The sequence below is a fragment of the Cylindrospermopsis sp. CR12 genome (assembly GCF_001432185.1).
GTDB classification, from domain to species: Bacteria; Cyanobacteriota; Cyanobacteriia; order Cyanobacteriales; family Nostocaceae; genus Raphidiopsis; species Raphidiopsis raciborskii.
Genome location: NZ_LMVE01000040.1, coordinates 21335 through 41305, shown reverse-complemented (window position 1 = coordinate 41305; position 19971 = coordinate 21335). Strand labels below are relative to the sequence as shown.

Genomic DNA, 19971 nt, shown 5'->3' with positions numbered 1-19971 from the left:
TCTGCAATTTCCCAGAGATAAGCGTAAGGATTAGGGATTTGACGGATAAAGCAACTAAACAATTTGAGGACATTATTATGAGCGAAATAGAAAAAGTACCAAGGGGGAAAAAGCCTATATATATCCTTAAAAAATCCCGGAAGATGCTGTTATATATAGCATTAGGACTAGTAGCTTTAATTCTTGTTATTACCCTAGGTTCAGTCATTAGTGAACCCTTAGAAAGAATAATTTCCGTTGCAGAAAACCTTTATCAAAAGTGGTTTGAAAAACAGAACACAGCCAACCCCTTTGTTTTACTACCCCTGGCATTTATTGGTGGATTATTAGCCAGTATTTCTCCCTGTATTCTTGCCCTACTTCCGGTTAATCTGAGTTATATTGGCACCCTAAAAATAAAATCTCGTTGGGATGCTTTTAGTCAAGCTGGTTTATTTGTGCTAGGGACTGTTACCACTTTAAGTTTATTTGGTTTGGTTTCATCCTTTGCTGGAATGGTAATCATAGAATACAGGGGCTATATCAACATAATAGTTGGCTTAATTATGGCAGTGATGGGACTATGGTTAATAGGAGTAATTAAAATTTACCTCCCCCAGATAGACTTAAAACTTCCTAATACAGGTCCATACAGTGTAGGTCTAACCTTTGCTCTGGTGAGTTCTCCCTGTGCTAGTCCGGTGTTATTTGCAGTGTTAGCAGCAGCTGCTGCTACTGGTTCTCAAGTTTTAGGTACACTTACCATGGTCAGTTATGCTTTAGGATATACAATTTTGATTTTTCTAGCCAGTCTATTTACAGGGTTAGTTAAACAAAGTAGGAACTTGTTACAACACTCAGAAACTATTATTCAACTAGGCAGTGCAGCTTTAATGCTTACAGGCATTTATTATTTGTACACAGGTACAGTATGGTTTTTTGGTGGTTAAAGTTCAGAGCAATCAATAAAGTTTTGCCAAAAACTTGGAACATTTTTTCCGTGTCTCTTCGTCTTGATTCCTTGATTAGTATCAACAAAGACCACCTATAATTCGCAGAAAAAAAAATGAAAAAGAACTTATTTCCCACACTATCTGGGATAACTCTATTAGCTCTCCTCGGATCATTGCCAATGATTGCAAGCGCCCAAACAGCTGATCGCTCAGCCCCAGTTCCCACTCTACAACTAAATATCACAACAGGTGGTGATGACTTGCGGGAAGGTAGCGTGGCCTATGCTGAAATTCGTCTTCGAGACGGTAGAACCTTACCAAAAACCAATTTAAATGGTGGTAGAGGTTTGGGTGGTAACTCCAGAAACTCTTTTTCCGTATCTTTACCCAGTGGGATACAACTGGGCGATCTAGATGGATCCCTTCTTACTATTAGTCACGACGGCGCACCCCGCCGCTTTCCTGATGGATATGACAACTGGAATGTGGATGCTATGAGTGTAACAACTGCACGAGTTTGCTCCGGTGGGTTGTCTGTAGCTAGCGCTACGGGTAGTCCTTGGGTTCGTTTTACCGGCGGCAAAACCTTTGAAGCCGTACCCTTTCGTGCCCCAGATACATCCCGTGAAGCCAGTCCTTCATCTCTAGGATTAAAGATAGTAACAGGTGGTGATGACCTACGAGAGGGTAGTGTGGCCTATGCCGAAATTCGTCTTCGAGACGGTAGAACATTACCTAGGGTGAACTTGACTGGTGGTAGGGGACTGACGGGTAACTCAGTTCGCAATTTTTCTGTATCTCTACCTGCAGGTACACGACTGGGCGATCTTGCAACCCTCACCTTGTCCCATGATGGTGCGCCGCGTCGTCCCTTCGATGGCTATGATAATTGGAATGTGGATAGTTTGAATGTGACCACACCTGAAGTTTGCTCTAGCGTATCACTTGCTAACCTCTCTGGCCGTCCTTGGGTTCGTTTTACCGGTGGCAAAACCTTTGAAACGGTAACACTACGTGTACGATAATTATTAATTAGTTATGTGATACATTAGGTATTCGAGAGCGGTAGGCTTCAAAATCACACGATTTTAATTGAACGCCAATAAGCCGATCGCTTTTCATAAAATTACCTCGTGCTTAATTATCATCTAGTACAATCAGATCACGTAGATAATAAAACTGATCAGTCCTCCAATCCGTACCTCTTTTTCTACCCAAATATCCTGTCAGAGGTGATGATAGTTCTATCAATATTTCGTGCATCTCTTCAAGTTTTAATGGGACTGATGAGGGTGTGCCAAAATAAACGCCATGTAAATTACCTACCATTGCAAATTCTAGTCCTGAATTGCGCAAATATTCCTTGACTAATCTCACCAGATGGGATCGTATCTTGATTTGCTTCTCTACTTTTTCTATATATTCGTCAATCCCATCATCTATTTGACCAGGTTCTAAATATTCCTTTAATTCCAGAAGATTTACTGCTCCTGGATATGTGGCTTTTAGTTGCACTAATTTTTGTAATGTCATGGCTTTGATAATACTAGTTTTGGAAATTTTGGCAGATCTGATCAACGATTGTTGCAGCTGTTTGGTAGGACCACCCGGTCCAATAATTAAACGCACTGCTTGCAAATAATTTTCTTGCAAGTGTCTTTTAGCAATTCTATCTAATTCTTCTACTGCACGGTCTGGAATACTTTTACCAGATTTACATTCACAAACTAGAGGAAACGGGTCAGAACAATATAAATCTAAACCTCCTACACCCCCTTTATAGCTATTTTCTACTCTAAATCCCAAAAATTCTAAACCTCGTCGACAAATATTCTCAAAGTCTGTACCTGCTTGATAGTTACTTTTCCTCTCTTCTAGTTCTATACTTCTATCCCCTAAAAAGGAAATGGTTTTTATCCAATCTAAATCAGAATTTGTAGTCTCTTTGTGTTTAACATTACTCCATCCTAGAAATTCTCTAATTTCCTGTTGTAATTGCTGGTAAACAGGAAATTCTGGGCTACTTTTCATCAGGGATGATAACAGACTATCTAGTTTTTCTATTTGAGGGTGTAAAGGAGGTTGGCGATTTTCTAGTCGTTTCTGACGTTGAAGAAACACATAATCATCTAATACAGGTTGATTTTCTGACGTATATATATTATCTAAAGGTATGAATTTTCCCAGCTTTTGCTCAATGTTGGGGAATGTTTTAACTTTCACAAATGTATCTAAATAGTAAACCCGTAAATGAGCTAGAAAAAAATGGGGACGTTTTTCTAGTATTTGCCGAAAAAAATCTGGTTCCCGCATGGTTAACTGAGCTAGAATGTCTAAAGGACCGGTTTTATCAATAATTTGACAACCTTGACATCTAGCCCAACATTTTATTAAAACTTCTTGAGAATTCAGATCAGCTGGAAACAAGGCAAAAGGCTGTCCACTAACCATTAGTAACTTCTGTGGTATAACACTAATAATTCGTCCTTGTATTAGGTGTTCAATATCAATATCTGGTAAGCAGAGGGCATTATAAATTAAGACAGATTTACTCATAATTCATTAATACTAGGCAATTTTAACCGAAAAGATCAGCTAAGTCATCTTCTTTTTCTGCTTCATTTATATCGGAATTAGAGAATAATTCCTCTATAATGTCTTCATCACTGACCTGAATCATGGTTCCAGATGGATCACTGAGAATTTCTCTCAATAAGAGATTATCAAAGGTAATTTTGTTTTGGCGAATAATATCAAAAATCTCCTGTTCAGTTAGTTGGTAATTTTCTCGCTTTTGATAAATATGCAATATTGCTATGAGTGGTCGAATTTGATTGTCGATTAGATCTACATTTTCTCCTCCTTTTTCTGATATCAATTCATTGAGTAACTTATAGCCCTCTGATTTTTTCTTCATTTGTTCTATTTTAGCATAAGAACGAACCAAACAGCCACGAGTCAAATCAAATGTTTCATAATCATTTAAGCGCTTCAAGCAAGCATTTAATGTGAAAAGAGTATCCTGAACAACTGCTAAACCAATTTTTACCAGTCTTCCATTCTCATGTCCAACAATTTTGAACCTGATAAAATTCTTATTTTTACTCTTTGGTTGCACATCATCAATAATTTCTTCTATCATTACTTGTTCTAGCACCTGTCCTTTTAAAGTGGTAAATCCAAAATACAGAGCTTCTGCAATCAGGTCGCTATCCTCTGAATAATCTTTAATATCAGTAGCCATTTCCCTAGTAAATCCCAGTTCAAATCTGGAAGCAGGATCTTGAGGAAGCTGTTCTTCTTGTACACGAAAATTGTTGGCGCACCATTGTAAGGCCTCTCTAACAGTTGGTTTATTTTTACCATATTCTTTAAGTTGGCTTTCTGAAAATGGATAAAGTATATGGGGAGGAATTAAATTTTTTGAAGTATAATATTCATTGAGCCATATAGCGACTATATCTAATATGGAGTTTGTGTTGAGAGGTTCTAAATCTATGGGTTTTCGTTGGGTAAACTTAGAAATTCGGTGAGGTGTACCATCGAGGAGAGAATTGACCTGCTCTTTCCATACTGCTGGTAACATTACCGTAATAATAACTACTCCTTTGCCCAAGTCTGAGTTTTCTAGGGTGTCATGAAGAATTTTTACAAAAGTGGCGATCACGGTTCCTGTAGGATACCCATCTTCTGTTGAGTTATTTTTGACATCCATTTCATCAAAACAAATGACAACTGAGTTATAATAACTAACCAAATTGAGAACTTGTTGGATATTTTTCAGAGCTTCTGCTTCTCTCTCCTGATTAGTTCTACTAGGATTAGGTAGTCCCAACTCATGAGCATTTGCTTCAGATAACTCTTCACCAGATAGCCATCTAATAGCAAAGGGAGCTTGAGTTTCTGACAGTGTCCACAGGATGGCACGAATAATATAGGGATCTGCATCGGGTCTATTTTTCATTACCATTCTTTGGAGAACATTCATCAAGTCTTGATTAGTTCCTTGCTTCTTCTTATAGGTTTTATCAAAGTTTTTTATTAATTCTGCAGCAGGTTTAGTATTCTCTCTATTTTCACTAGCCATAGCTGTAGCAACTTCTTGCCATTGCATTACTCCTTGACTACCAGTTTTGCTCAAACTATCTGCTAGGGTTTGTTGAAATTGATACTTTACTAAATTTAAATCAGTATAATTATTAGCACTTGCATAAATAAACAAAGCACCTCCCTCTTTTTCTAATTGATGACGAATTCGACTCAAAAGATGAGTTTTACCAACTCCTTGCTGTGCGGTAATGGCAATAGAAGTTATTTTATCTTGACTATGTTTTGTCTGACGAACAAACTCAATGGCTTCAAATATCTTTTTAGAAGCATGCTGGTTTAATGTTGTCACATCAGGAAATCCTTTACCCCAAATATTCTGTTCTTTAACAATGCCCGCATTGATAAAAGGATTGTGACTATTAATAGCAGCATTGACGGATTCTATGGGCGAACTCGGTGTGTTTGTCATTGTTGTTGTTATGTTTAAGGAATAGGAAACTTCAAAAAGAAAAATGAAGTTCTTGTATTGAGTTAAATTGAGTTGGAAGCATTTTAAACTAACCGTTTAGCGTAAGACCGCAGTTGAGTTCCGGGAATAAGAATACTGTCTTCCTGTTTATCAGCGGTGAAATCTGGTATTTCCCCGGAAATGAGCTGTAAAATATCATCAGCTTGCATTTCTACTAACCACTGATTGAACTTTCCCCTCTCCACTCTTTCTCCTATTTCTCTTCTCAGTCTATAAATTGGAACTAAGTTGTCAAAATTGTATTGATTATCCAAAAGACTATAAACTTCTAATAATACGGATTTAAATTCCTCATAGGAAGCAATAACCTTACTATTAGTAGATTCACTAGCTTTTATTTCCGGTGTTGATGGTGTTGAGTGGGATTGACGTAGTAAAAGCAATAAAGCATTAGCAACCCAAGCACCAACGTTCTTATCAAATTTAAATTCCTTATTAGAGAGTCCATTGTGTAAAGTATTAATACCCACAGGTATGGTGATTGTATAACTAACCGTCGCACCTTTCTTTGTGATGGTAATAGCACCATCTGCTTCTAAATGTTCTATTATTTGCTGATAGTCAATCATTCTTTGACCTTTAGAGACTATGCGCTTGCCTAACTGACCTTTGGTTACCTTCTGCTCCCCTGCTCCTAAATCCCATAATGCCAGTAGCAGTCTGGTCTGAGCATAGTTTCCTTGTAATCCTTGTTTTTTTGAAGCCATACTTCTTAGTTCCTAAACAACTCTAACAATCTTAACACTTAATGGTACTCTTTTTATTACCAAAATTCACGGGTGAATAACTACCTATCTGAGACTTCCTAACTTTTACTTAGACGCAACTACCCCTTGTTTTTAATCAACATAACATCAACAATTTTTGAAGCTACTTCCTCCGATAAGTCTAAAGCTTTATATAAATCACCCAAAAGATCTTCTTCCTCCTGAGTAACTTCCCCATCTGCTAAAATAAGATCCGAAACCACAGCAAAAGCAGTTTCATGCAAATCACGAGGTAGGGAAGAAACAGCAGATTGAAGAAGATTACTAAATCCGTCTCTTTTTATCAAAAACAACAATCTATCAAACAACTTTCGTATCACATCAGTAGAATAACTACGAAATAACTTCATCCTATTTAGCGAAGCCATTAAACCTAATACCTCTTCATCTGAACAGTATCCATCTGCAGTAATTGAAATAAGGGCAATACCAGCTAAAGCCTCTGCAGGACTCATAACGGTCTGATTTTCATTACGCAACTGTGAAAAACGATTTCCAAACAAAGCCATAAGTGCCTCCTACAAGACGTGTTAAATTTAGAACAAAAACGGCTTTTACATCTAGCGCAAAAATTATACTAGACTTTCACCTAAGTTTCAAAATGACCATAGCAAGTTACATCATCCCGTTACATCTATCTCAAGATAGATATTTAACTCGTTTAGAGAATAATCTTGAACTTCCAAGGGACTTGTGTAGAAGTGTTTTCTGGTATGTGTTCAATCTAATTAATTTTGTTTAATAATGTTTAAGAATAAGCAACTTCTGAGGATCCCAACAAACCACAATTTGGACTGCAAGCGATCGCTTAATGTATATAGTATATAATATAAGTTATTGGCAAAAATGATAAGTAGGGAGGCACAATTATTTGTAGGATGGGTCGAGGAACGAGACCCATGCGGGCGTTGGGTTTCATACTTCAACCCAACCTACGTTTTAAAATACCAAGCAGGAGTGCAAATGTGATTAGGGGTAAGAATATTGTTCAATGGTCAAATTTATAGGAGCATTTGGTCCGGTAACTAGCCCCCGTCTTTTTGGTTTAACTTCCTGGGTGTTAACTAATTTCATTGACCATGTTTTTAAAACTTTTGCCAATATCAATTTCATTTCCATTTGGGCAAAAGCTAAACCCACACAACGCCTAGAACCGCCACCAAAAGGTAGAAATTGATAAGGTGAAAATTGTTTTTCTAAAAAGCGTTCTGGTTTGAATTTTTCTGGCTCGGGATAAATATCTTCCCGATGATGAACTAAGTAAATTGAACCTAGAAGAATTGTTCCAGGTTCAAGTTGATAACCACCCAAAGAAATAGGTTCTTTAACCATTCTGGGAAAAGTTAACATTCCCACGGGATGAATCCTTAATGTTTCATTACAAACCGCAGTTAAATATGGCAATTTAAAAACAGCACTGGAATCATAATTTTCTTCTAAAGAATCCAATTCTGCCAATAACTTTTCTCTAACTTCCGGGAGTTTGTGAATCCAGTAAAAAGCCCAAGAAATAGCTGTAGCGGTAGTTTCGTGACCCGCGACTAATAACGTCATTAATTCATCTTTTAATTCTACATCAGTCATGGGTTGATTATTTTCATCTCTAGCAGACATAAGTAAATTAAGAATATCTGTCCGCTGAGGATCAAAATTTTCTCTTCTTTCTTTAATTTCCTGATAAATTAGTTGATCAGCTTGTTCTTTTTTCTGAATGTGTCGTTTCCAAATTTCCGATACCCCAAAGATCTCTTTCAATTTAGGAAGATAGAGAAAACTCACCCGCAAAGGACTGCTAGCCTGTTCTAAAAGTTCACACAGTAAATATTTAAGTTTTAATGCTCGTTCTCCTTCATAAATGCCAAAAACAGCTTCTATCATTACTTGAAGAGTGATATCTTGGGTAATATTCCTAACATTGAAAAATTGATTTTTTTCTTGTTGAGCAAAAACCTTTGTGGTAATATTTTCAATTAATTTTGAATAAGTTCTCATTCTTTCTCCATGAAAAGGAGGCATAATTAATTGACGCTCACGTTGATGTGCCTTACCACTAAGAGTAATAACAGAATTTTTGCCCAATAAATATTCAAAAATGCTATTTAACTCCCCCGGTGCTTCCAATTCTTTTTGATCATTACTTAACATCTGCTGTATGGCTTCCGGAGAATGAACAAATATCAGTGGTGGTAAATCACTTTGTAGTTTTAGAGCAAACAAATCTCCGTATTTTTTAGCACACTCTACCATATAAGGCATAGGCCTGAATATCCAGTTTAGGACTTGAATAGTAGATAATGTTTTCGGTCCTGGTAGTATTTGCATAACTTTATCCCGTTTTGACTATTAGGATTATAAGAGATGCGATCGCTTTTATTTTTAGTCTAAACTCCAGTGATAAGAAAAAATTATATTTATGAGGGGATGAGATAAGTTTTTTTGTGGTCGAAGCGATAAAAATGTGGTACTATGAGGGTTAAGTATAATCGAGTGTAAGCATCTATAAAAAAAAGTGAATAGGTTCCCATTGTGAGGGTATCATGTTCAAGGTTCAATAGTCAACCCCCAGCATTGAGAAAAAAAATCGGCGCGTGGGTATATAGATATGCTCAGATAGCTCTTTATTGATCGAGCGTAAAACCCCATCCCCTTGTAGGTGGGGATGTAAGCGCGGTTGACTGTTTAAATCATTAGTATTGGGTTTTCTCAACCCAAGGTAGATTATATTTATAATTTTTTATATAATTTTTTAATTGTAGAAAAAATGCATAAACTTCTGATATTTAAAAATGAGAAGCTAGTCCGTCAAGCATTAACTCATCGTTCCTATGCTAACGAAAATCCAACTGAGGGAGACCATAACGAGAGATTGGAATTCTTGGGGGATGCCATTCTTAATTTTATTAGTGGAGAGTATCTCTATTCTCGTTATCCACAAAAAGGTGAAGATGAACTGACTCGTCGACGCTCTGCATTGGTGGAAGAAAAACAGCTGGCTAAGTTTGCCCTGGAAGTTGGTTTAAATCTGAAAATGCGCCTGGGCAAAGGTACTATTCAAGATGGCGGTTACCAAAATCCTAATCTTCTTAGTAGTACATTTGAAGCTGTCATTGGAGCTTACTATTTAGACAATAACTGTAATATAGAAGCAGTTAAAGTTGCAGTTGAACCTCTGTTTGATTTTGTGTCACAACATACTATTGAATCCCGTTATAATGTAGATTCTAAAAATCGCTTTCAAGAATGGGTACAAAAAAAATTATGTGCAAATCCACCTAAATATAAAACTCAACAAATAGGCGGATCCCCCCATCTACCAGAATTTGCTTCTAGAGTTTTAGTAGATGGTAAAGAGTTTGGTCAAGGTAAGGGTAAAAATAAAAAAGACGCAGAAAAAGCTGCAGCAGAAGATGCGATCGCTCGTTTACAAAGAGAGGGTTTATTTTCATAGAGAAATAATCTATACATAACTTATATCAATATTTTCCCTCTTGACTTTCCTCATACTTGATGTAATAGTGTTACAAGTTGTGATTGGGTAGCCTAATTCGGATCCATAAAAGGTGGGTTTGAAGCGGAGGAACCATGTATTTGGGGCAAATCGTAATTGAGAGACACCTTCCAGTCTTAGCCCGTCAGCTAACTCCGTCGGCAATGGAAGGAACCTCCAAAATGTAAGCTGTTATACCAGTTATTATTGAGGTTTCTTTAGTCAGTTTGTAATTTATTAGACGCTTTGTGATGGAACAAGTTTGTTAATCATCCGGAGTGGGATTAGTATGAATCCAGTATGTGGTGGGGGCATGTAGATTTCCAGCATATAGGAGCTAATAATATTTCAAATTGTTATCCCTGCTTATCATTCCTATTTAGTTTCCAGCGGGAGTAATTAGAACTGTGAAAATTAAGCCGTTATTAGCACGACTAGAGAGTGCTATTGGTCGACCTGACCTAATTGACCAGATGTTACTGATACCAAGTGGCAAGGAGTGCGATAATGATAAGTATTCAGCCATTAGGCCCATCAGGTTAATGGTAGGTTATGATGGATCTCCTAATAGTCATACAGCATTAGATATAGCCTTTTGCATAGCCCATCAAACTCATCTAGCATCAAAAATAGAAGTTAAAGTTGAAGCTGTTTACGTATCAGAGGAGCAGATAATTAATAACTTGGGTAATAATCCCGATGATATTTATTTTCATCATCGATTAGAATCACCCAAAAAGTCGGTGGAAGTAGAGAGTACGGGCTCAAAATTGTCCGTATTGGAAACCATGTTAAAAACCATAGTATTGACACAATCAAAGACAGAAGAAGCAGATAAAATTTTGTGGCAAGCCAGAAATTTAGCTCGGGAATGGCAAAGTTATTTCAAATCCCATTTACGATTTGGCAATCTGTGTACAGAACTGCGAAAAGTTGTAGAATTAGAAAGTGCTGATGCCCTATTTTTAGGTTGTCAATCCATTAATCATCCCTTAATTGAGAGATTAGACAATAATTTTCCTTGTCCTGTATTGGGCATTCCCAAATGTCTTGATTAGGAAGTGGTCGGGTGGAATTAAATATAAGGGGAATTACCATGGAAAATTGGCAAGCTGTTGTAAGTGTTATCACGTTTGTTGCGGTCATTTTGGCCATCACGGTTGAATTGCTCGATCTAACCGTAGCAGCTCTATTAGGGGCATTGGTTCTAGTATTTACCAACATCATGAGCTTGGGGGAAGCAGTTGGTTATATTGGCAAAAGCCATAGCACATTGGGGTTATTCTTTGGTGTAATGGTGTTAGTCCGATCCTTTGAACCGACTAATATCTTCAGCTATATAGCTACACAAATTGTCATTCTTGCTCAAGGTAGTGGTAGAAAATTATTATTAGGTATAGTATTACTAGTTACACCTATCTGTGCGTTTTTGCCTAACGCTACAACGGTAATGTTATTAGCTCCATTAATCCCACCCATGGCGGAGGAAATAGGTGTAAATTTCGTACCTCTGTTAATTTTAATGGTTTTTGTGGCTAATAGTTCTGGATTGTTAACTTTAGTGGGAGATCCAGCCACCTTTATTGTTGGTGATGCTGTCAATATCAGCTTTATAGATTATTTGACCCAGTTAAGTTTAGGTGGGGCCATTGCGGTGATTACTGTAGTAGTAACTTTACCTATTCTATTTAGAAAAATTTGGCGAACCAATCTAGAGAATCTAGCTGAATTACCCCATCCTCAGATCAATCACCCACGGGTTCTAATGTTAGGTGCTGTTATTGTCGCTTTTGTATTGATATTCTTTATCATTGGCGACTATTTACCAATACCTATTTCCCCTGCTGCAGTAGCTTTATTAGGAGCCACCCTAGCTTTGCTACTGGCCCATAAAACTCGCATTGACTCGGTTCATAACATCCTGCAAGATGTAGACTGGGGTACTTTAATCTTTTTCATGAGCATTTTCGTTTTGATTGGGGGACTAGATAAAACCGGTGTAATTAACAGCTTATCGGGGATTTTAAGTATTATTCTAGGCAAAAATATTTTATTTGCTTCCCTACTTGTATTATTCGTTGTTGGTGCATTGTCAAGCGTTATTCCCAATATTCCTCTAGTGGTAGCAATGGTCCCCATGATAAAACAATATATTGTCAATGTAGGGTTAGCACCAGCAGCTGTTTTAGCTACCGACTTTCAAGGAAAATTTCCCCCAGAGGTCTTACCTTTATTTTATGCTATGATGTTTGGTGCAACTTTAGGTGGTAATGGCACTTTAGTGGGAGCATCATCTAATATTGTTGCTGCTGGTATTGCAGAACAGCATGGCAAAAGAATCTCTTTCAAGACCTTTTTGCACTATGGAATTCCCATCACTATATTACAACTTATTACTGCTGCTTTATACGTTTTAGTGAGATTTTTATTGTAGTTCGTAGGTTGGGTGGACGACAGGAAACCCAACACCAATGATTTAAACAAAAAAGGATTCTACTCTTATGGTAAATGACAGACAAAGGACAGAATCTGCAGATGTAAGTATGGAGGAATTTGGGCATTTATTGAAACGCTCAATATTGATGACTGGACTAATCGTACTTGTGACAGGCTGCTCCAATTTAAACAGCAGAAATCTCACACCACAAAAAATCAACCCTCAAGTTGAATCAACCACCAAGTCCAACACTGTGGTAGTAGCTGGTGGTGATCCTAATTTTATTGTTCAAGTAGTGCAAAAAGTGGGTAGTGCGGTTGTCCGTATTGACTCTGCCAGAACTGTTACCTCCCAAGTACCAGGAGAGTTTTCCGACCCATTCTTACGTAGATTTTTTGGTGATGCTCTTCCCCGACCAGAACAAAGGGTAGAAAGGGGTAGTGGTTCAGGATTTATCATTAATGCTTCTGGTCAAATTTTAACTAATTCCCATGTGGTAGACGGTGCGGATCAGGTAACAGTAACCCTGAAAGATGGGCGTAGTTTTGATGGTAAGGTGTTGGGGGAAGATGCAGTTACGGACGTGGCAGTTATACAAATTAATGCTCAAAATCTACCCACTTTAACTCTAGGTAATTCCAGTGATTTACAACCTGGAGAAGCAGTAATTGCTATTGGTAATCCCCTGGGTTTAAATAATACCGTAACTTCGGGCATCATCAGCGCCACAGATCGGTCTAGTACTGACATTGGTGCTAGCGATAAACGGGTAAATTACTTACAAACTGATGCAGCGATTAATCCAGGTAATTCCGGTGGTCCGCTTTTAAATGCTCGCGGAGAAGCTATAGGCATGAACACTGCGATTATTCAAGGTGCTCAAGGTTTAGGTTTTGCTATTCCCATTAACACGGTCAAAAAAATTGCCCAAGAATTAATTGCCAATGGTCGCGTTGATCATCCTTATTTGGGAGTAGAAATGATCACCCTCACTCCTGAGATTAAAGATAGAATAGTTAGTAGATTTGGTGATAGAGTCAATATTATTACTGATAAAGGAGTATTCTTAGTTAGAATTGTTCCTCAATCACCAGCAGCGCGGGGAGGATTGAGAGCAGGGGATATAATTAAGAGTATTAACAAACAATTAATTACTAAAGTTGAAGAAGTGCAAAAAATAGTAGAAAATAGTCAAATTGGAACTCCTCTGACAATAGAAGTGGAGCGTAATGGTACAACTGTAAATTTAGCTGTTGAGCCAGGATCTTTACCGATAAGATCCCGAAGATAGTTTTCCAGCATGGGCTTAAATAACATGCTATACTACTGAGTAGAGTAATTAATAGTAGGAAATAGGAAGTTAAAATATGACTGATAAATCATCAATTATTCAATTGGGCAATCCCCTATTGCGGCAAAAAGCTGCAGAAATTGAAGGGATTAATGATCGGGAAATACAACAACTAATTGATCATTTAATAACCACAGTTGCCCAGGCCAATGGTGTGGGCATTGCTGCACCCCAAGTAGCCCAGTCATTGCGCCTATTTATTGTAGCTTCCCGTCCCAATCCTAGATATCCCCATGCACCAGAAATGGAGCCAACGGCAATGATTAATCCTAAAATAGTTAGTTATGGGACGGAAATTACCAAAGGATGGGAAGGTTGTTTAAGTGTTCCAGGAATCAGAGGTTTAGTCCCCAGGTATGAAAGAATTCAAGTAGAATATACTGATAGAAATGGTAATTTTCAAAAACAGGAGTTAGTCAACTTCGTGGCAAGAATTTTTCAACATGAGTATGATCATTTAGAAGGTTTAGTATTTTTAGAGCGTGTGGAATCTCCCCAAGACCTCATTAGCGAAGCAGAATATCAATACAGAATAGCTAGGTAATATGATAAATCATCATAAATATATATATTTTTTACTTTTACCTTATACTGCTGAAACTATCTCCTTTAATAGAACTATTTAAACGGATGCCTAAGATCTAGCGTTTTTCAGCGTATGGCCCTATAATGGGGGTAGGGATTGTAAACTTTGAAAAAAATGACTAATTTATTTAATAAATTTATCGGTAGAACACGTTACGTAGTTTCCCGTATATTTTTGCACCTGCATGGACAGGAAGTGGCACCAATTTTAGGAGTCTTAAATGGGGCTGCTAGAGAAGCAATAGATGCTGAAGGTGATTTAAAATCACTAGGAGAGCAACTAGTCACAGTATGTGAAACCCTTTTGAGATATGACCAGTGCTGGGTTGCTGCTGGTAATGAGGGAGATGTATTCTGGAATGAGGGAGAAGCGGGTGACTATGTAAATGAATTATTTACTGATTCCGCACAGAGATATGGAGCTGACCTTGATACTGGTTCCAGTCCAGGTCGGGCCCTATCTATTCCCGTTACCCGGAATGTGCTGGTAATGCTTACAGTTGCTTTTGAAGGTGAAGTGCCAGAAATAGAAACAAATCTGGCCCAGATTTCTTCCCTTAAAGCTGGATTAAAATCGCTAGTTAACTTACATTACCAAAATAAACTTAGAGCCATCCAGGTTCATTTCTCCCCTGCACGTTTAGGCGATGAACTAACAGATGATCATTTGTTAGAATATTATCCAGAGTTGATTCCTCTCTAAGTTTCTTGTTAACCTTGAGTTATTGGCAATCAAAAATAACACCCTGGAAAAATCAAATTATTCAAATGGTCAAGACTATAATGCGTAGACTGACAATTGTTTGTTTAGCCCTAACCTTGTGCTTAACAACCATTGCTTGTGGGGGAGCTTCCCAAAATACCACCTATTCCAATGGTAGTCAAAGTGCAACCCCCACTAAACTCAATGATGGACAGTATCAAGTACAACAGGTTACTTATAACGATGCCAATGGTGAGTATACCCTATTTTTACTAGGCAATCAACCACCAACTTTTGCCACGGAGAAATTGCAAATGGCTCGTTTAACTGACGAGGAAGTCAAAGAGGGCAAAAAAAGTTATTTAAAGGTGGAAAATGGACAACCAGCCTTATATATAACGGAAGACTTTAAAATTGAGTATGTCCATAATGTTACTGAAACCAGAAGTAATCCTCAAACCGGACAGCAGGAAACGGTTTTTGTCCGTCAAGAGTCTAGTTTCTGGACTCCTTTCGCAGCTGCTGTAGCTGGTAATATAGCAGGTCAGGCCATTGGTAATATGTTATTCAGACCTCAGTACTACGTACCCCCCGTTTATCAACCCGGTGGTATTTATGGTCATGGTGGATATGGTTCTAGCTATAATGCAGCAGTTTCGAGTTATCAAAGTCGCTATAATCAACCACCTGCAGCTGTGAGAAATCGTGCAGTTTTCCGGACTACGGGATCTCTTAGATCAAATAGTGGATTGACAAATCGGACTAATACTGGTGGTAGAGCTACTGGATCTGGCTTTGGGGGTAGTAATCTCCGCTCATCGGGGGGGTCTAGCTCTCTGCGACGTAATTCTGGTAGTAGTTTTGGCAGTGGATCTCGTTCTTCTGGCATTCGGCGCTCGGGCGGTTTTGGTAGCAGAAGAAGATAAATTAAGACCACAGCTCCTTTGACAACCGTACAAGAAGGGAATTGTCTAGGGCAATTCCCTTTATTCGGTATATGGCCTAATCTCCCTTTTATGAACACCCTATCTACTCGACAAATAGCATTTACTGCTCTCAGAGAAGTACACCGGGGAGCCTATGCTGATACTGCTATCGATCGCACTTTACACAAGTTTAGGTTATCTGATCATGACCGACGATTAATGACAGAATTGGTCTACGGTAGTGTAAGGAGACAACGCAGCCTAGATGCAATAATTGACCAAATTGCTGATAAAAAATCACCACAACAGCCAAGGGATCTGCGATGTATTTTGCATCTGGGTTTGTATCAACTGCGTTACCAACAAAAAATCCCCGTTTCCGCTGCTGTCAATACTACTGTACAACTGGCAAAAGAAAATGGCTTCCCTGGGTTAACTGGTTTTGTGAATGGTTTTTTACGCCAATATATACGTCTTTTAGAAAAGACCTCTGATCCCCTGATCCTCCCGGAAAATTTAGTAGAAAGACTAGGTATTTTATACAGCTTTCCTAATTGGGTAATTGAGGTTTGGTTATCACAGTTGGGCCAGGAAGAAACGGAAAAACTCTGTCAGTGGATGAATCAAACTCCCACGATTGATTTACGGGTAAATATTCTGCGAGCTTCCGTGGAAATGGTGGAATCAGTTTTTAAAAAGTCTGGTATTTTGCTCCATAGGATACCCCACTTACCCCAAGGGTTAAGGTTAGTTGGGCCTGCTGGACCAATTCAAAATTTACCAGGTTTCACTGAAGGATGGTGGTGCATACAAGATGCAGCGGCCCAGTTAGTTGGTCATTTGCTGGATCCTAGACCTGGTGAGGTGATCATTGATGTTTGTGCCGCCCCCGGTGGAAAAACTACCCACATTGCCGAATTAATGGGCGATAACGGTAAAATATATGCCTGCGATCGCACTCCTTCTCGCTTACGTAAACTCACTGAAAATGCCCAACGTCTCCGTTTGCAATCTATTGAAATTTTTCCTGGAGACAGTCGTAATTTGACCAAATTCCACCATGTGGCTGACCGGGTACTGTTAGATGCTCCCTGTTCTGGTTTAGGGACCATGCATCGTCACGCTGATGCACGATGGCGACAAAACCCTAGCTCTGTAGGAGATCTTGCCCACATACAAAAAGAACTCATATCCTATACTGCCAACTTTGTCAAGCCGGGAGGAGTTTTGGTGTATGCTACTTGCACCTTGCATCCCCAGGAGAACGAGGACCTAGTTAGAGAATTTTTGCATGTTAATCCCCAGTGGGAGATGGAAAAGCCGAACTTTGATTTTCTGGATGTTTCCTCCCCTGGATGGTTAAAGCTGTGGCCACACCAACAGAATATGGACGGTTTCTTCTTAGTGCGTTTAAGAAAAAACAAGGATTAGAGTTAAAATATGTCCAACCATTGTACCATTTAACCAGAGTCCGAATCTACTGGAGGAGGCAAAATGGTTAATCATCCCGACGTAAAAAATCTAGTTAAAATTCTGATTGGTGCAGCTTGGATTGATGGTAGAATTCAGCCAGAGGAAAGACAATATCTCAGAGAGATAGCCCATTCTAAGGGTCTTTCTGCTGATCCAGAAATCAAACCTTGGCTCTACGAGTTAGTTCAAGTTAAACCAGATCAATGCTATCAATGGGTAAGAGAGTATTTAGGCGATCGCCCTAGTTTGGAACAGTGTCAAGACTTAATTGAATCCATCAGTGGGCTAATCTACAGTGATGGTGAGGTTGCCACGGAAGAGGCTAAATTATTAACAAGAATACAGGATTTAGCTAAAAACTCGGATCATAATCAAACAATTTATACCTCCTTACTCAGGAAAATTCAAAAACTTTACCGTCGCTGGGTGGATGTACAAAATTAAGGCAAATTCGCCCAAACTCTCTCCCAAAAGAGAGAGATTTGTCAGTTTTACATTAATATTATTGTGGTTGACTCGACTCAGGAGTTCACTTAAACTATGTCTGATAAGGAGAAATTACTCTTGCCAGTTGGTAATAATCAGAAAAACGAGAATCCCACAGATGAAAAACCGCCCCTGACCATGCCACCAAAATTGAGGTTGTTAGTTGGGCATATTCAGCAACTATCATTGGTGGTGAGAGAGAAAATTGGGAGAAGTGAGAAGCCATTTTATCGGCGTGTTTGGTTCTGGGCGGGGTTAGGTTTAGGTACTACCATCATTGGTTTCAATTATGGTATTCGGAAAGTAGACAGTTCCTTACCAGACAAATCAGAACTTAATGCGATGATAAGGCAACAAACCCTCACCATTAAAGCTGGAGACAACACTGTTTTAATGCAGCAAGGAGAAGCGACAAGAGATCAGTTAAAGATACAACAGATTCCAGACAAATTGCAGTTAGCCTTTATTGCATCAGAAGATAGAAGATTTAGACGACATGATGGAGTAGACTTTCAGGGAATTGTTAGGGCTGTTGTTAGTAACTTCCAGTCACAAAATGTTGTGCAAGGTGGTAGTACCATTACTCAACAACTGGCTAGAATTCTCTTTCTCAGTCAAGAGCGGACTCTGTGGCGCAAACTCAAGGAAGTGCGTTTAGCCCAGAAAATAGAAGAGGAACTGAGCAAACAAGAGATTTTAGAACGTTACCTCAACTTAGTTTATTTAGGTTCAGGTGCTTATGGAGTAGCAGATGCAAGCTGGGTATATTTTGGCAAAACAGTGGATCAGCTAAACCTTTCAGAAATGGCCACGATCGCAGGTCTTGCTCCTGCACCCAATATTTACGCTCCTGACAAGAATCTCCCCGGAGCTATAGCCAGAAGAAATACGGTTTTACAAAGAATGGAGGAAGATGGAGTAATTACACCCCAAGAAAAACAGTCTGCACTTCAACAAAAACTTACAGTCAAGAGTAATTTACCCAGACGATTTCAAGTTACTGCGCCCTATTTTTGTTACTACGTGCAGCAGCAGCTACCCAAATACCTCAAACCTGATGTTTTAGCTGCGGGTGGATTAACTGTAGAAACTAGCTTAAATCCAAATTGGCAAAAACTGGCAGAGAAAGTACTGGTAAGAACCCTGAAAAACGAAGGAACCTGGGGGAGGTTTCGAGAGGGTGCCTTAGTATCCATTAATCCTCGTAATGGGGAAATTCAGGTCATGGTCGGGGGGAAAGATTTTGCCAAAACTCAGTTTAACCGAGTAACCCAAGCTCAAAGACAGCCAGGTTCAACATTTAAAACGTTTGTATATGCAGCTGCCATAGCCTCAGGGAAGAGTCCAAACGACACATATATGGATAGGCAAATTTCATTTAGAGGTTATGAACCCAAGAATTATAGCGAGAAATTCCGTGGTTTAATGACGATGCAAGATGCATTAGCTCTATCCATCAATACAATTTCCCTTCAGGTGCTAATAGATGTTGGCTATGAGCCAACTATTAAAATTGCCCAAGACATGGGGATTAAATCACCTTTAGAACATAACTACTCCTTAGCTCTTGGTTCTAATGAAGTTAACCTTTTAGAATTAACCAGTGCCTATGGTTCCTTTGCTACTCAAGGGTTACATACGGAAGCACACGCTATTCGTCGTATTCTTAATCGTCAGGGTGATGTAATTTGGAGTGCGAATTTCCAACCCAAAAGAGCCTTAGATACGGATAGCAGTCGTATTGTGACCAAGATGTTAACCAATGTGGTTACCAACGGTACTGGACGGGCCGCCCAATTACCAGACAGGCCAGTAGCAGGGAAAACCGGTACATCTGATGAATCAAGAGATTTATGGTTTATTGGCTACATACCCCAAATGGTAACGGGAATTTGGCTAGGCAATGATAACAATCGCCCCACTTATGGTTCCAGTTCCACAGCTGCTTACACCTGGTCTGAATTCATGGGGGGAGCAGTAAAAGACCTGAAAGTGGAAAACTTTCCACGACCTTCCCGAGTGGCAAAGCGCAAACCCACAATCAAGGCCCAACCAATTTCTAAAAAAAATGCTGGCTTTAAAATTTCTAACCGTGATGATAACTCAGACTCTCAAGACAGTACTTTATCTACCAGGCAAAGTCGTAGAAGAGAGCGCAATTATGAGCAATTAGACCAAAATCAGGATACCTCTACTAGAAGAAGACGGCGTCGTCGCTACGATGTGCAGACTGTCCTACCTTCCA

17 protein-coding genes and 1 riboswitch are annotated in these 19971 nt (G+C 38.9%); of the genes, 12 read left to right on the top strand and 5 right to left on the bottom strand.

Going from position 1 to position 19971, the window contains the following annotated elements:
* Nucleotides 1-77 precede the first annotated feature (77 nt).
* Nucleotides 78-929 carry a cytochrome c biogenesis CcdA family protein gene (locus ASL19_RS04405; RefSeq protein WP_057177437.1) on the top strand — a complete coding sequence of 284 codons (852 nt, stop codon included), beginning with the start codon at nt 78-80 and terminating at the stop codon, nt 927-929.
* 182 nt (nt 930-1111) lie between these two features.
* A complete protein-coding gene (locus tag ASL19_RS04400; RefSeq protein WP_057177434.1) occupies nt 1112-1957 on the top strand; it encodes a hypothetical protein in 846 nt (281 codons plus the stop codon).
* A gap of 112 nt (nt 1958-2069) precedes the next feature.
* Here the strand turns inward: ASL19_RS04400 and ASL19_RS04395 are convergent, their stop codons facing one another.
* The 5 genes from ASL19_RS04395 to ASL19_RS04375 form a co-directional block, all read right to left on the bottom strand.
* The gene (locus ASL19_RS04395) at nt 2070-3488 is read right to left on the bottom strand and encodes a DUF1802 family protein (RefSeq protein WP_057177433.1); all 1419 of its coding nucleotides are present in this window, start codon (nt 3486-3488) and stop codon (nt 2070-2072) included.
* Between the two features lie 22 nt (nt 3489-3510).
* On the bottom strand, nt 3511-5451 hold the full coding sequence (locus tag ASL19_RS04390; protein WP_057177432.1) for a P-loop NTPase fold protein: 1941 nt from the start codon (nt 5449-5451) through the stop codon (nt 3511-3513).
* Between the two features lie 83 nt (nt 5452-5534).
* A complete protein-coding gene (locus tag ASL19_RS04385) occupies nt 5535-6218 on the bottom strand; it encodes a hypothetical protein (RefSeq protein WP_057177431.1) in 684 nt (227 codons plus the stop codon).
* A gap of 119 nt (nt 6219-6337) precedes the next feature.
* Complete coding sequence (locus tag ASL19_RS04380; protein WP_057177430.1) at nt 6338-6787, bottom strand: tellurite resistance TerB family protein; 450 nt, start codon at nt 6785-6787, stop codon at nt 6338-6340.
* Nucleotides 6788-7247: 460 nt separating this feature from the next.
* The gene (locus ASL19_RS04375; RefSeq protein ID WP_057177429.1) at nt 7248-8600 is read right to left on the bottom strand and encodes a cytochrome P450; all 1353 of its coding nucleotides are present in this window, start codon (nt 8598-8600) and stop codon (nt 7248-7250) included.
* A gap of 439 nt (nt 8601-9039) precedes the next feature.
* On the opposite strand from ASL19_RS04375, the gene rnc reads away from it, so the two are divergent.
* The 10 genes from rnc to ASL19_RS04325 all read left to right on the top strand — a co-directional run.
* Nucleotides 9040-9726 (top strand): ribonuclease III, encoded by a 687-nt coding sequence (gene rnc / locus ASL19_RS04370; RefSeq protein WP_006278451.1) that lies wholly within the window; start codon nt 9040-9042, stop codon nt 9724-9726.
* A gap of 79 nt (nt 9727-9805) precedes the next feature.
* Nucleotides 9806-9942: riboswitch (cyclic di-AMP (ydaO/yuaA leader) on the top strand.
* Between the two features lie 230 nt (nt 9943-10172).
* Complete coding sequence (locus tag ASL19_RS04365) at nt 10173-10823, top strand: universal stress protein (RefSeq protein ID WP_006278452.1); 651 nt, start codon at nt 10173-10175, stop codon at nt 10821-10823.
* A gap of 38 nt (nt 10824-10861) precedes the next feature.
* Nucleotides 10862-12199: an SLC13 family permease gene (locus ASL19_RS04360; protein WP_057177436.1), complete on the top strand. Its 1338-nt coding sequence runs from the start codon at nt 10862-10864 to the stop codon at nt 12197-12199.
* A gap of 67 nt (nt 12200-12266) precedes the next feature.
* Nucleotides 12267-13493, top strand: a complete 1227-nt coding sequence (locus tag ASL19_RS04355) for an HhoA/HhoB/HtrA family serine endopeptidase (RefSeq protein ID WP_082604650.1) — start codon at nt 12267-12269, stop codon at nt 13491-13493.
* A 76-nt stretch (nt 13494-13569) separates the two neighbouring features.
* Complete coding sequence (def, locus tag ASL19_RS04350; protein WP_057177428.1) at nt 13570-14097, top strand: peptide deformylase; 528 nt, start codon at nt 13570-13572, stop codon at nt 14095-14097.
* 156 nt (nt 14098-14253) lie between these two features.
* On the top strand, nt 14254-14841 hold the full coding sequence (locus tag ASL19_RS04345) for a DUF1517 domain-containing protein (protein ID WP_006278455.1): 588 nt from the start codon (nt 14254-14256) through the stop codon (nt 14839-14841).
* Between the two features lie 65 nt (nt 14842-14906).
* Entirely contained in the window at nt 14907-15767 is an 861-nt protein-coding gene (locus ASL19_RS04340; protein ID WP_050784645.1) for a hypothetical protein, read from the top strand.
* A gap of 90 nt (nt 15768-15857) precedes the next feature.
* Nucleotides 15858-17198: a 16S rRNA (cytosine(967)-C(5))-methyltransferase gene (locus ASL19_RS04335; RefSeq protein ID WP_057177427.1), complete on the top strand. Its 1341-nt coding sequence runs from the start codon at nt 15858-15860 to the stop codon at nt 17196-17198.
* A 63-nt stretch (nt 17199-17261) separates the two neighbouring features.
* Nucleotides 17262-17684: a TerB family tellurite resistance protein gene (locus ASL19_RS04330; protein WP_057177426.1), complete on the top strand. Its 423-nt coding sequence runs from the start codon at nt 17262-17264 to the stop codon at nt 17682-17684.
* Between the two features lie 96 nt (nt 17685-17780).
* Nucleotides 17781-19971, top strand: a 2191-nt coding sequence (locus tag ASL19_RS04325; protein WP_369814495.1) for a transglycosylase domain-containing protein, incomplete at its 3' end; no start/stop codon positions are given.

Excerpts from the sequence above, each read along its gene's own strand:
- rnc (WP_006278451.1), top strand. The coding sequence starts at position 9,040 with ATGCATAAACTTCTGATATTTAAAAATGAGAAGCTAGTCCGTCAAGCA.
- ASL19_RS04335 (WP_057177427.1), top strand. The coding sequence starts at position 15,858 with ATGAACACCCTATCTACTCGACAAATAGCATTTACTGCTCTCAGAGAA.
- ASL19_RS04355 (WP_082604650.1), top strand. The coding sequence starts at position 12,267 with ATGGTAAATGACAGACAAAGGACAGAATCTGCAGATGTAAGTATGGAG.
- ASL19_RS04390 (WP_057177432.1), bottom strand. The coding sequence starts at position 5,451 with ATGACAAACACACCGAGTTCGCCCATAGAATCCGTCAATGCTGCTATT.
- ASL19_RS04345 (WP_006278455.1), top strand. The coding sequence starts at position 14,254 with ATGACTAATTTATTTAATAAATTTATCGGTAGAACACGTTACGTAGTT.
- ASL19_RS04330 (WP_057177426.1), top strand. The coding sequence starts at position 17,262 with ATGGTTAATCATCCCGACGTAAAAAATCTAGTTAAAATTCTGATTGGT.
- ASL19_RS04400 (WP_057177434.1), top strand. The coding sequence starts at position 1,112 with ATGATTGCAAGCGCCCAAACAGCTGATCGCTCAGCCCCAGTTCCCACT.
- ASL19_RS04375 (WP_057177429.1), bottom strand. The coding sequence starts at position 8,600 with ATGCAAATACTACCAGGACCGAAAACATTATCTACTATTCAAGTCCTA.
- ASL19_RS04385 (WP_057177431.1), bottom strand. The coding sequence starts at position 6,218 with ATGGCTTCAAAAAAACAAGGATTACAAGGAAACTATGCTCAGACCAGA.
- ASL19_RS04380 (WP_057177430.1), bottom strand. The coding sequence starts at position 6,787 with ATGGCTTTGTTTGGAAATCGTTTTTCACAGTTGCGTAATGAAAATCAG.
- ASL19_RS04360 (WP_057177436.1), top strand. The coding sequence starts at position 10,862 with ATGGAAAATTGGCAAGCTGTTGTAAGTGTTATCACGTTTGTTGCGGTC.
- ASL19_RS04340 (WP_050784645.1), top strand. The coding sequence starts at position 14,907 with ATGGTCAAGACTATAATGCGTAGACTGACAATTGTTTGTTTAGCCCTA.
- def (WP_057177428.1), top strand. The coding sequence starts at position 13,570 with ATGACTGATAAATCATCAATTATTCAATTGGGCAATCCCCTATTGCGG.
- ASL19_RS04395 (WP_057177433.1), bottom strand. The coding sequence starts at position 3,488 with ATGAGTAAATCTGTCTTAATTTATAATGCCCTCTGCTTACCAGATATT.
- ASL19_RS04405 (WP_057177437.1), top strand. The coding sequence starts at position 78 with ATGAGCGAAATAGAAAAAGTACCAAGGGGGAAAAAGCCTATATATATC.